Origin of the sequence: Blautia luti (assembly GCF_033096465.1) — a bacterium.
In the GTDB taxonomy this organism is placed as follows: Bacteria; Bacillota; Clostridia; order Lachnospirales; family Lachnospiraceae; genus Blautia_A; species Blautia_A luti.
The window spans coordinates 1,557,675-1,569,791 of record NZ_AP028156.1 but is presented as its reverse complement, the minus strand read 5'-3'; the positions used below and the strand labels follow the sequence as shown (position 1 = coordinate 1,569,791).

Here is a 12,117-nt window from a genome sequence, read left to right as displayed (position 1 = left end):
CCCGTTTTAGATTCACATGCGTATGACCCCGGAGAACGGCACGAAAAAGGAGCCGAACAAAAAGCCCGACTCCATTTCACTGCCATCTTCTTCTGGCTGCGGTTTCTCTGCCATCTCGCACCATTCCGGGTTTTCCCCGTTCACAGATGCCAGGACCTTATCTTCCGCATAGTCGATTGCATGTACACAAATACCCCCGGTGTTGAACAATGGGTACACACCGATCACCTTTTCACTCATGCTCCTTCGCCTCCTTCATTCCATATCGAAATTCAAAATAACAATTTCTGCTGCAGAACATCCGCTGACTCCTGCTTTCGCAGATTGCCGTAAACGGACGGCCACAGTTCTGACAGAATGCTACCCTGCCAGCCTTTTCCCGTTTATAATTCCTTCGTTCATATTCGGCATAGCACTCATCCGAACAATATTTTCTCGGCGCACCTCTTCCACTCTGCCCGATGATTCTTCCACAGACTGGACATCTGCGTTCTTTCACTCGGCCCGGCGGCACCAGATGGCAGCTTCCTATTTCCGGCAATCCCAGTTCCCGGCAGTAATCCATCACCTGTTCCACAGGCATTCCCGTCTGCTCTGCGATCTGAGAAAGTTTCGTTCCAGAAAGCCGCAGCGTCCTCACCTGCTCCCTGGCAGTATCAAACGCCGTTCCTTCAAAAACACAATCCATACGGATGCCATTTCTTCTGACATCCCGTTCAATACTCAACGGCTGCATCTTTTGCCTCCTTTCCTCTGCCCCGGTTGGCACAAGCCCGGCTGCAATATTTCCGTTCCAACCCGTACTGATGCCGATAGGAAAACTCCCTGCCGCACACCGGGCAGATCTTCGACCGCACGGTCTTCCAGTTCTCCGGCTTCGGATGGGTGTTGTTCCACCGTGACCGGCATTCCGGAGAGCAGAACTTCCGTGGTCTGCCTTTGTGGTTTGGTATGATTGCCGTGCCGCACTGAGGACAGAACGAAAACGCCATGTCCTTGATCATCTCAGCCGTGTAGTCTTCCATCTGCCCTCACCTCACTCTCATTTTTCGCCGTTTCTTCGGCGGTTTCTTAGAAAAATCTCATAATTCATACGAAAAGCGGCGAAGTGGAAATCGGCACCGCCCCGCCAGGTTGGATTGTTGTTGCGGCGGCCGATTCTCGCTCGCCCCTGCTCCTCCCGGAACAAGCTAAAATGTGCGAAAGCTCCCTGTTTACGAGAGGTTTCACACACTTTGGTTCATTTCGGGGAAAAAGAATGGCACCGGAACCGAAGCTCCGATGCCTGTACATTTTCCTGTTTCATTTTGCGCCGTTATTCCTCTGACCCCCGGCCTATGAATTTTGCGGTTTTTCACGGAAAAGGGCGCACCGGTCTCCGTGTGACTTCACCGTAGAGAAGTGACCCCGGCCCCCGGCGGGGGTGTCAGTAGGAGTAGGGCGGGTTGATGTCTTCGGTCAGCGTCTTTTTATCGTGGCAGCTTTTGCAGAGCGACTGCCAGTTATTCTGGTCCCAGAAAAGTTTCTGGTCACCACGGTGTGGAATGATATGGTCCACAACCGTTGCCCGGACGTACTTGCCCTGCTTGGCACACTGCACACAGAGTGGATGAGCTTCCAGATACGACTTTCTGGCTTTCTGCCACCGCCTGTTGTATCCACGCTTCGCTGCCGGGCGGGTCACCTCTGGATGGAGAGGCAGGTGCTTCTCACAGTAGAGCTGGCCGGCTTCCACCAGCTCCGGGCAGCCGGGGTGATGGCACGGTGTCTTTGGTCTGTACGGCATAGGTCAGTCCTCCCACGGAAGACCAGCCTTACCGAAATGACCGTAAGCACTGACTTTGTTGTAATCTACATCCAGCAGTCCCAGCCGCTTGATGATACCCTGTGGGGTCAGGTCATAGCTGTCATGGACATAGGCTTCGATGAAGTCAAGGGACTGGTGCTCAGTACCGAAGCACTCCACAGCCACACCTACCGGCTGTACCACACCGATGGCGTAGGCCAGCTGGACTTCGCACTTGTCAGCGTAGCCCGCCTGCACGATGTCCTTGGCAATCTTCCTCGCCATGTATGCTGCGGAGCGATCCACCTTGGTGGGGTCTTTACCGCTCAGAGCACCGCCACCCATGCGACCAATGCCGCCGTAGGTATCGCACGCCAGCTTCCGACCAGTCACACCACAGTCGGCGTAGCTGCCGCCCAGAACGAAACGGCCGGTCGGATTGACCAGCTTCGTGAAGTCACCGTCCAGACCATACTCGCAGGCGGCAAGCACCATCATGGATTCGATGATGTGCCGGAAGTCGCTGACCTCCACATCTGGGCTGTGCTGCACAGAGCAGAGGAATGTGGTGATGCGTCCGGTGTCGTAATCGTAGCTGACCTGCGCCTTGGCATCTGCACGGAACATCTTAGACGGATGTGCCTTGAGAAGCTGCAGGAACTTGGTGGCGACCATGTAGGGAATCGGCATCTGCTCTGCCGTCTCGTTGGTGGCGTAGCCATACATGATGCCCTGGTCACCGGCTCCGCCCTTGTCCACACCCAGTGCAATATCCGGCGACTGCTTGTCCACCAGAATGCCGATGCGGAGAAGCTCGGTCAGGTTCCAACCCAGCTTTTCAGCACCGATGCGGTTGAACACATCGTGAACGATCTGGTTGTAGTTTGGCCGATAATCGGTAGTGACTTCGCCGGCAATAAAAAGCTGGCTCTTTTTCAGCAGACACTCGATTGCCACACGGGCGTTCCTGTCATGCTGGAGAATGTCGGTCACGATGGCATCTGCGATCTGGTCACAGATCTTATCGGGATGACCATTGCTGACCTGTTCACAGGTAATAATCTTACTCATGTTCTGTCCTCTCTTTCATGTATCACAAAGCAGGCCGCCTTTGCCCATGCCCACAAATAGGCTCCCACAAAGACTGCCTGCTCTGTCTCGGTTAAATATTTCGGTTAAAAGAACCACGTTCTGTCTCTCACAAAATGAGGCTGTTCAAAAAGCCGGGCCACCCAGATGAAAAGCAGACCTCAAATTCTCTTATTTGCTTTTCTTCTTTTCAACTCATGTAGCACGTAGCAACTATGTAGCTGAATTTTATATAAGAAAGCTATAAAAGAAAGTAATAATAAAAAGGGGTATGAAATCTCGGCTACAAACCTGCTACTCGCTACAACGCAGCCCGAAATCCACGAAAAAAGTTTACAGAAGGCTGTCTTTGGGCTTGTAAGCATCCTGCACAGTCTGATCCTCTGCCCCTTCTTCCACTTCCTTGAATTTACAGCCGAGAATCAGCGTCGTTTGGCCGCCACCGCCTTTGGGCCGTTTTCGAGCCACTGTAAAATGCACGCCGATGGCATTTTTGAAGTTCTTCTGGTTTTCCGAAGAATAACCATTCTCCTCACACCACTTTGTGTACAACTGGTATGCTGCAGCGGTCCGAAGTTCAGCCTCATTATCTTTTTCCAGCCACGCTTCGATAAACTGTCCGATTCGATCAGAATCATCCTTGTAATCTTCCGTAGCTTTTGTGACAGCCTGCGGAAGTTCCAGACCTCGCTGGCAATATTTCTTGTACCCTTCCAAGCACCAGTTGAAAATACCTGACAGGTTCTCCGGCTTCGCAAACTGCCCCTTCAGCCCCTGGTCCTGTTCTCCCTCTTCAAAGTGACGGTTGAACGGTATGATTTTCAGTCGGCCGGATTGGAACAGGGTCATATCATTAACATTGGGCAGGTAGTTCGTATTGATAAAAATCTTGAACACTGGCACAAAATCAAAGCTGTTCTCATTCAGGAATCGGGCGTTGATGGTATCGTTGCCGGTCATTCTTTTTACGAGAGCTGCATTGAATGTGATCTTCTTCTCCGGCTCAGAGATATTTACGAATCTGGAACCGACCAGACGAGCCACTTCTTCCGAAGGTCCGCCTGTGTTCCCACCACGGAATTTAGCTGCCAGCATATCCGGATTTGATGTCTTTCCGTAGTCGCCCATGATCTTCAGGAATGTTTCCATTGCAGTACCTTTTCCGTTTCGGGAAGTGGCACCGTAAAGGATAAACATACACTCCTGCGAGGTGTCTCCTGTCAGGGCGTATCCCAAAGAACGCTGAAGGAAGTCTGCCAGATCTGCATCACCGCACATGACTTCCTTGATAAACGAGTGCCAGCGTTGGCAGTCTGCATCCGGGTCATAGGTAATACCGGATTCCATTGTGAGATAATCCTCCGGCCGATGCTCCCTGAATTCCAGTGTCCGCATATCCAGCGTTCCATTTTTGCAATTAAAGAAATACTTGTTCCTGTCGAACGCCTGCATGGAGATCGGATACACGGACATGGCATCTTTCATCATCGTTTCCCGGTTCTTACGCAGCTGCAGCTTTCGGACACGGTCGATGAACCGCTTCCTGGCATCCTCTTCGGTGATCGTCAGGGCAAACACATACAGCTTATCAGCCAGCAGCTTTGCCAGTTCCGACACCTTGAGATTTCCTTTGTCCGGCCGCCAGACAGAGCCGTCATAGACATACCAGCCTTTACGCTCACTGTTGTACCGGGCGATCTGCTTGAAATAATCCGCAAACATATTGCCCATACCGATCTCATTTCTTCCATACCGGGCATTTGTATGCGGAGCCATTTCTTCCAGAGTAACTGTGATCTTGGTGAGATCCGGCTGAAACTCGATATAATCATCCTCATCCAGCTTGGAAAATTCCTCATCGACAATGTCCTGCACATTGACCGGCATATAGACAGCCGAACAGGTATTGACGGTATTGCGGATGGAAATCGCACCGTAGGTCGAACCAGCCTGCTTGCGATCCCACTTATCACGCATCAAGCCCGATGTACGGAAGATGCGATCCATCTGCTCCTCATCGCAGCCACACCAGAATGCCAAAATGGACAGTAACGCCATATCTGCATCCGACTGGCTGCCATAGAGATCTTCCCAGTCACCGGCAAAGAGTTTTTTGAATTTATCACTGTTGCTGGCTTCATTGGCGTGTGCGATAACTGCCTCATCATCCAGATACGAATGGTGCTGGAAATGGGTCTGCTGCACCTGCTTGTTTCGCTTCATCAGCGTGTCCAGCAGTGTTGTCATTGCCGTTTCATCGTTTGGGATCTCACCTGTGCGGTAAACATCTCCCGTTACGGTGACGAAGCGGTTCGTCGCACCGGGCATATACACTTCCAGACCTTTGCTGCGGTTGTTGATGTAGTAGACCGTCTTGTCATAGACGTAGTCTTCCGGCACACAGAAGAAACCTCTCAGTCCTTTCCCGGACGGAGATTTTTCCACGTAAGCCGTAGGAAAGATGGAAAGAACAGTATCCGCTGTATCGTTCAGCGTGCCATCCTCCCGGATACAGTGGTCGATATCAAAAGCACCGATTCCGTTGCCAACTGCAATACCGATACCGTCATAACCGCCCATCGCATAGGTGACGAGGGTATTCTTGAAATCTGAAAATGTACGCAGGTCATTGATCTTTGCCCGTTCTCCCGTTGCCGGGTTGTACGGCATCTTCGTTTTCTGTCCATTGCGCTTTTCAAATTTCCAGACACAGAAGCTGCAGGTCATTTTCAGCTTGCCCGGAATGTTCTTGATGTCCATCATGCCTGCGCCTCCCTTCCCGTACAAGCCTGCATCGCAAACTGCTTTTTAACAGCAACTTCGATCTCCTGCTTTTTCTTGGCCGAGGTCACACGGCAGAGCCGGCTGCACAGAACCATCTTGTCAATGGTCGTGATCTGCTCCACCAGCAGAATTGATTCTTCCAGTTCTTCATCCCGGAGCATTTCGCAGTCTCTCCAGGTGACTGGAATGTGTACCGGCAGTTCCAGCTTCTTCAGCTTAGAACTCATCGGGATCACCGTGATGATCGGAGAATTGCGGTTTGCCATATCGTTGCTGATGACCAGCACCGGACGGTTTCCGCTCTGCACCGAAGTGCCATAATGGTTCCCCAATTCTGCAAACCAGATTTCATACTGCTTCGGTGTCTTTGTTGCCGGCCACTGGTCAGCTGTCATCTCGTGAAACTGAGGTTCTTTCGATGTCAGCTTGCAGGACGCCTCTGATCTGCGGTGCGGCTTCGTTTTTCCACGCTGGTTGATGTATTTATTGACATGGATCTTGCGGCCGCGCTCTACCGGCCGGGCATTACTTTTCTTTCGTCCCATCAGGATATCACCTCCATGTTGATAGCAAAAGGCCGCCCAAGTTCACACTTTTAGGCGGCACAAAATGTAAAAAGGCATAAAAAATACCGGACAGCATCTTCTGCTCCCGGACTTTCCACGCCTTCGTTTCTCCTATTTTCCTAGTTTAAAGTATAGCAAAAAGCCAGTGTACGGTAAACTGGAAAAATGTTCATCTGCGTTCATTTAAGACCGCATCATGTCCAAATCACAAAGAATTTTCCAGAGTCTCCTCCAGCTTCTTCAAGTCGGCCTCAACAGAAGAAATATTATCAGCCAGTTTTTGGATTCCGATTTTCTTATACTTTGTTGCTGTGGTTCTGGACATATACTGGTTCCGTCCTCCACGAATAGATTTGAGCGGCTTTCCCTCAACAAAATGCTGTATCAAAACCTGCTCGGCTTCGTAAGGCAAAACCATTCTCATAGCTCTGTCTACTATTTTCAGCCATTTAATCGAAGCCTTGAATCCAGCCAGAGCTTTGTCTGCATATTCCTCATACATTTCGGTTTCTTTTGGATATTTGGCATCCGCAGCCATATCCAGATTATACTTCCATACCGCCTCTGCCTTTTTTCCATCGGCCTTGATACGATTGTACTTTTTACAGACCTCCATTGCTGAAGCAATTTTCTTCTCCATAATTTCTTCTGCCTGCATATTATGCTCCCTCCCTTCTCCAGCGAATCACAGCCGCAATTCCCTGCAAAGCATTTTCTTTTTCCCGGACTACGTTTCGACGGGTTAGCAGTTTTCCCTCTGCCCCTGTGATCTCCGACTGCTTCTTCCCATCTACAAACAGCTGCTCTGCCACAAGCCGGGTCTGTCCGCGCAAACTGCGAAGTCCTATCTCAAAGAGTTCAATCTGTTCACAGACTTCATAGTAAGGTTCCAGAAACTGCTCGGTGCGCTGGGTCTGTACTTCCCGGTTCATGGATGCCAGCACCTTGTCACAGTTCAGCACGGTGCGCTCCACCGGATTCGATGTACCACTGGTCTGTACGTGCTCGGATTCCTCATGTGCGCCCTGCGACAGCTTATAGATGATCTCATCCTTAGTGTAAAACCAGGACCGGGAATCCTCGTACTGCTGCCGGAGCATATCCCGCCTGCGTACCAGCAGCCTGTAGGAATCAGCCAGTTCCTTTGCCTGTGCCATATAATCCATCTCGTCTGCCATACTGCACCTCCTGTTCTAGTCTGTTTATTTTTATCACGCAATGTCACCTAACGCCCGGATGTTCTCCGGAGTCAGAGCGGCACCGGCTTCCGTGAGCAGCTTCACGAGCTTCTTCATCTCGCACTCCGCTTTCCGGCGCAGGTTTTCTGCCCTCCTCTTTCTACGCTCCACAGCTTCGACCTTCACTCTTGCCTGCACACCCGAAATAAGTGTGCCGGCATCCAGATCCGTCAGCGTGTTATACCAGTTGGAGTGAAAGAAACCTTCCAGCCTCTTTTTCTCAAACTGCGCATCCCGGTTGTTCGGATGGTTCTCCAGACGGAACAGTACGGTTTTGTAATCCTTGACAGCCTGCAGGATGATTGCATTCGCCAGATTCTCGTAGCATTCCAAATTGTCTGCTGCCATTCCCATCAGTCGTTCACCCTGCCCTTTCCTGAATCATGCTCTTTCGTGTCGTACCATGGTGCCGGCACCTTCTGTCTATCCAATCCATACTTGAACATATAGATGGAATACCATGCCGCCTCGTACATGCAGTCGATCAGTTTGCGGTTCGGCTCCGGCATCAGAGCTGCATTCCGCACAAACAGGTCAACAAAGTTTTCTTCTTCTTCCCTGTCTGTCACCAGACGGTGTTCCTTCGCGTCAATCAGGATCTCAGCAAAGCGATAGCATTTTCTCTTGTTCTGCTGAATCCAATCGAAACGCCAGGTAACCGCATCCAAAATCGTCTGTCTGGTATCCTCCGCTGTCAGCTTCGGTGCATCCGGGTGTTTTCCTGCTGCCACTGCTTTCGCATAGCATTCCTCCGCACGGTCTTCCGCACAGAAACGCTTGTAGAACTGAAGCTCGTAGGATTTTGCCTGACACATGAACAGTTCGATCTCATGCTCATAGGCTTCCTTCGCCAGCATATCCTGTGTGCCCCGCAAGTCGGAGGTCTTACGGGCAGGTGTTTCCCCGAAGATTGCACACAACAGCCCGGTGCCACTATACGGATGGAACATCTCATACGGTGTGAAAAATCCATCTCTGTCGCGCTTCCGCTTGCTGGTCTGCACATGCGGTGCAGTCATGTAGTGATATCGGTCGGTATCCAGAACGCTGTGAGAGTTCTTTCTCTCAGTGGCACGATCCTTTGCATTCAGAAACTTGTAATTGGTCGTATTCTTTTCCATAATCTTCTCCTATCTCCCCAGCTGCGCCTTGACTGCTGAGATCAGTTTTTCCTGTGTCATATCTTTCTGTTCCAACGCGGCCATGACATCCTCGTCCACGGTATTCTTCGTAATAATGTGGTGAATGGTCACCACATGGGTCTGTCCCTGCCGCCAAAGACGGGCATTGGTCTGCTGATACAATTCCAAAGACCAGGTCAGCCCGAACCAGATCAGGATGTGTCCGCCCTGCTGGATGTTCAGACCATGTCCGGCCGATGCAGGGTGGATCAGTGCGACCGGGATGTTCCCGGCGTTCCAATCCTTGATATCGGTACTACTCTTGATGTCCCGGACTTTGATCTTCAGCTTCGACAGATGGTTGATGATACGCTCCCGGTCATGCTTGAACCAGTAAGCTACCAGCACCGGCTGTCCGTTGGCCGCCTCGATCAGGTCTTCGAGAGCTTCCAGCTTGTGGTCATGGATGACTCGTGCCTTGCCGTTCTCGTCATAGACCGCGCCATTGCTCATCTGCAACAGCTTCCCTGTCAGGGATGCAGCATTAGCAGCGTCTATGTCACCGTCTTTCAGCGGGATCAAAAGATCCTTCCGAAGCATATCGTAGAGTTCCCTTTCCTGCGTATTCATCTCGACTTCGCACCTTGTAGGTACACAATCCGGCATATTGAGATAGTCCAGAGCCTTCATGGAAATCGTGATGTCAGAGATCCGCTGGTAGATCATCTCCTCTGCTCCCTGTCTGGGTACATACTGGAACACGATGCCTGTCTCCGGATTCATCGACCCAGCCTTAAAGTAGGCTTCCCGGTAGCGGCCGATAAATTTTCCAAGGCGCTCCCCGCCATCCAGAATCCCAATCTCTGCCCACAGATCCATGAGACCATTAGAGGATGGTGTGCCGGTCAGTCCGACCCACCGCTTCACAAATGGCCGCACTTTTCGCAGAAACTTGAAACGCTGGGACTGATAGTTCTTGAACGATGACAGCTCATCGATCACAACCATGCCAAAATCCCAGCGCATTCCATTTTTCTCGTAATACTCCACCAGCCACTTGATGTTCTCCCGGTTGACGATGTAGATCATCGCCGGGTGGTGGACTGCCGCGATCCGGGTCTTAACATCTCCAACGATGACGGAAATGTCCAGCCCTTTTAAGTGATCCCACTTTTCGATCTCTGCCGGCCATGTGTCACGGGCGACACGCAGCGGTGCAATGATGAGAACCTTATTGACCTCGAAGGTCTCCAGCATGAGGTCTTTGATAGCAGAGAGTGTAATAACGGTCTTTCCTTAACCCAAGCCCATATCCAGAAAAAGGGCTGCAATCGGGTGCGTTTTAATATACTCGGTGCAGTAACTCTGATAATCGTGTGGAATGAACTTCATAGCGGCATCACCTCCTCCCCGGCATCCTGTGCCTGTGTTTCCGGCTCCTTGCTTTGTGTATCTCCCTGCGGCAGCGTAACTTCCGGCATCTCCGGGATCTTTACTCCGATCCCCTGTGGGATAGGTTCACCCGGCGTCCAGTGCAGGAGTGCGTCCACCGCAGGCTGGATCTGCTCCAAACGGTCAACACAGAACACCGGAAAGCCCAGTGCCTCCAGCTGCTGTCTGCGCTTCCGCTGAAGGATTCGCATCTGCTTGCCCGGAGCTTTCAGCTCCACAAACGCACACTTGCCACCGATCAATAGAACCAACCGATCCGGCACACCGTTCATGCTCTGACTGGTAAATTTAAGGGCCTGTCCTCCGACGGCCCTCACCGCAGCTACAAACCGCTTTTCGACTTCATTCTCCCTCATCTGCCTTCGCCTCCTCAGCCCGCCAGACACCGATGCGTGGATGCTTCTTTTCCTGGTGTTCCCTTTTAGGGTGTTTCCTTTTCTGGTGCTTCTTCCTGCGCTCTTCCCTGATCACATTGCCGATGGCTTCATTGGCAGTCGGGTCCGGGTGGCTGTGACTGACTTTCCTGTTCGGGGAGCGTTCCTCTTTGTGTTCTGTAATCCAGTGAATGACATCTTCCATACCATCACCTCACTGATTGATCTGCTTCCACTGCTGCGGCTCCATCGTGGCGACCTGCCAGCCGATGCCCTCCAATGTGGTAGCACGGTCATAGGAGACAACATCCTGCGATGCGCGGGTCACCGCATTGGACAGACCGTACAGAGAAAGGTCGCCGCCTTCAATGAGGTACTTGAGGATACCTTCCTGTTCCTCGGCATTGATGCCATAGCTCTGGGCAGTCAGCTGCACCACATCCTGTACCTTGCCGGTGATCGGCACTTCCATAGATTCCTGCAAACGGCCGACCACCTGAGAAAAGCGAGCCTCATCGATGGCAGCCATCGTAGTGTCACGCAGCTTCAAAAGAAACGCCTTATCTTCCGCTTCCATCGTCTCATCCGAATACAGTGCGAAGCTGTCCTCCACCGCTTTTGCCTGCCGGCCGACATGGTGTCTGCGCTCACCCATGTCATTGACTACCATACCGTTGGTGCAGACCAGACGGTACACCAGCGGCTGAATGGACACAGCTCCCAGACCGACCTCAGAGTTGGAGATCATCACACCAGCCTGGACAATGTCACCCTTGCGGACTTCCATCTCCAGACGGTGATTGACCACCTTGAGGTATAGACGATTCTCCGTCACCTCACAGGACATGACCTCGTACTGGTCGTTACCTGCAAACAGTGGCAACACTGCTGTGGCGATCTCCATGTTGTCGATACGGCGATAGCGTTCCGACAGCAGCGCACGGGCCACCTGTCCGGCACCGTAATCCATCGAGCGAACCATGTAAGAACTGGGCTTGTCCACAAACCAGCTGTTCACATTCTCAGCCAGCAGTTCCGGCTTCTGTGTCTGCATCAGGTCATAGTATTTTGCCGGGATACCAAGTGCCGATGCAACCTGGCGGTGGAACAGTGAGGTCGTACCAAACACTTCCTGCTGGCTGGTTGTAAGATGGTTGATCTCAAAAGTCTGTCCATCCTCCCGGAGGCGCATTCCCTGCGCCGGACTGATAAAGTCCTGCTTTGCCTGATTCTGACGGTTCAGCTCAACCAGGACTTCCTGCAAATTTCTTCCTGTTTTCATAGTGTTTTCCCTTTCATTTCTGCGGCGTATATTTATACGCCTATTTATGCGTCCGTGTCCTTGTAACAAGAGCACCGTGTTTACAGTTCCCGGTTGATCATCTGCTGGATTATTCGGACAGTTCCCTGCATACGTCGGCGGTTCAGCCGGGTGTCCTGCAGGAGTGTGTCCAGAGCCTCCACTTCGTCCCGGATATTGCAGAGGACTGACCGCTGATGGTCGGCAAGGCGTTCATTGTCCTGCTCCATGCGGTCATACTCCTTTTCATAGTCATCAATGTCTCCCACATTGGTATCGATATAGCTTTCGATCTCCCAGCGGAGTTCCTCGCCGGCATAGTCCTGCACCGCATCCAGCAGATCCCGGATGCCAAAGGGTGTCAGGAGTTTTCCGTCTTTCATTTTTAGAACGTGAGGCATCTCGCT

The 12,117-nt window shown here is 51.8% G+C and carries 15 protein-coding genes and 1 pseudogene; all 16 read right to left on the bottom strand.

The genetic code is table 11. The features are described 5' to 3' along the window. Positions 1-12: 12 nt before the first annotated feature. On the bottom strand, positions 13-240 hold the full coding sequence (locus tag R8695_RS07375; RefSeq protein ID WP_154779923.1) for a hypothetical protein: 228 nt from the start codon (positions 238-240) through the stop codon (positions 13-15). Then, positions 233-736: a hypothetical protein gene (locus R8695_RS07370; protein ID WP_154779924.1), complete on the bottom strand. Its 504-nt coding sequence runs from the start codon at positions 734-736 to the stop codon at positions 233-235. Before R8695_RS07370 ends, R8695_RS07375 begins: the two co-directional genes overlap by 8 nt. Beyond that, positions 717-1,025 (bottom strand): DUF2256 domain-containing protein, encoded by a 309-nt coding sequence (locus R8695_RS07365; RefSeq protein WP_154779925.1) that lies wholly within the window; start codon positions 1,023-1,025, stop codon positions 717-719. The genes R8695_RS07370 and R8695_RS07365 overlap by 20 nt, the downstream gene beginning before the upstream one ends. A 401-nt stretch (positions 1,026-1,426) precedes the next feature. Continuing rightward, positions 1,427-1,786 carry an HNH endonuclease gene (locus tag R8695_RS07360; RefSeq protein WP_154779926.1) on the bottom strand — a complete coding sequence of 120 codons (360 nt, stop codon included), beginning with the start codon at positions 1,784-1,786 and terminating at the stop codon, positions 1,427-1,429. A gap of 3 nt (positions 1,787-1,789) precedes the next feature. Continuing rightward, positions 1,790-2,857, bottom strand: coding sequence for a methionine adenosyltransferase (gene metK, locus R8695_RS07355; protein WP_154779927.1), 1,068 nt, complete (start codon positions 2,855-2,857; stop codon positions 1,790-1,792). A gap of 351 nt (positions 2,858-3,208) precedes the next feature. Continuing rightward, positions 3,209-5,638: a phage/plasmid primase, P4 family gene (locus tag R8695_RS07350; protein WP_154779928.1), complete on the bottom strand. Its 2,430-nt coding sequence runs from the start codon at positions 5,636-5,638 to the stop codon at positions 3,209-3,211. Then, complete coding sequence (locus R8695_RS07345; protein ID WP_154779929.1) at positions 5,635-6,204, bottom strand: type II toxin-antitoxin system PemK/MazF family toxin; 570 nt, start codon at positions 6,202-6,204, stop codon at positions 5,635-5,637. Before R8695_RS07345 ends, R8695_RS07350 begins: the two co-directional genes overlap by 4 nt. A 226-nt stretch (positions 6,205-6,430) precedes the next feature. Continuing rightward, positions 6,431-6,883 carry a hypothetical protein gene (locus tag R8695_RS07340; protein ID WP_154779930.1) on the bottom strand — a complete coding sequence of 151 codons (453 nt, stop codon included), beginning with the start codon at positions 6,881-6,883 and terminating at the stop codon, positions 6,431-6,433. A gap of 1 nt (position 6,884) precedes the next feature. Next, positions 6,885-7,403: a hypothetical protein gene (locus tag R8695_RS07335; RefSeq protein WP_154779931.1), complete on the bottom strand. Its 519-nt coding sequence runs from the start codon at positions 7,401-7,403 to the stop codon at positions 6,885-6,887. Positions 7,404-7,436: 33 nt separating this feature from the next. Further along, a complete protein-coding gene (locus tag R8695_RS07330; RefSeq protein ID WP_154779932.1) occupies positions 7,437-7,817 on the bottom strand; it encodes a hypothetical protein in 381 nt (126 codons plus the stop codon). Further along, positions 7,817-8,584, bottom strand: coding sequence for a hypothetical protein (locus R8695_RS07325; RefSeq protein ID WP_154779933.1), 768 nt, complete (start codon positions 8,582-8,584; stop codon positions 7,817-7,819). The genes R8695_RS07330 and R8695_RS07325 overlap by 1 nt, the downstream gene beginning before the upstream one ends. A gap of 9 nt (positions 8,585-8,593) precedes the next feature. Then, a pseudogene (locus tag R8695_RS07320) lies at positions 8,594-9,976 on the bottom strand (SNF2-related protein). Beyond that, positions 9,973-10,392, bottom strand: a complete 420-nt coding sequence (locus R8695_RS07315) for a VRR-NUC domain-containing protein (RefSeq protein ID WP_308418809.1) — start codon at positions 10,390-10,392, stop codon at positions 9,973-9,975. Before R8695_RS07315 ends, R8695_RS07320 begins: the two are co-directional and overlap by 4 nt. Then, a complete protein-coding gene (locus R8695_RS07310) occupies positions 10,379-10,615 on the bottom strand; it encodes a hypothetical protein (protein ID WP_154779934.1) in 237 nt (78 codons plus the stop codon). Before R8695_RS07310 ends, R8695_RS07315 begins: the two co-directional genes overlap by 14 nt. Before the next feature lie 9 nt (positions 10,616-10,624). Beyond that, positions 10,625-11,692, bottom strand: coding sequence for a DUF932 domain-containing protein (locus tag R8695_RS07305; RefSeq protein ID WP_154779935.1), 1,068 nt, complete (start codon positions 11,690-11,692; stop codon positions 10,625-10,627). Between the two features lie 80 nt (positions 11,693-11,772). Further along, positions 11,773-12,111, bottom strand: coding sequence for a hypothetical protein (locus tag R8695_RS07300; RefSeq protein ID WP_154779936.1), 339 nt, complete (start codon positions 12,109-12,111; stop codon positions 11,773-11,775). Positions 12,112-12,117: the final 6 nt, after the last annotated feature.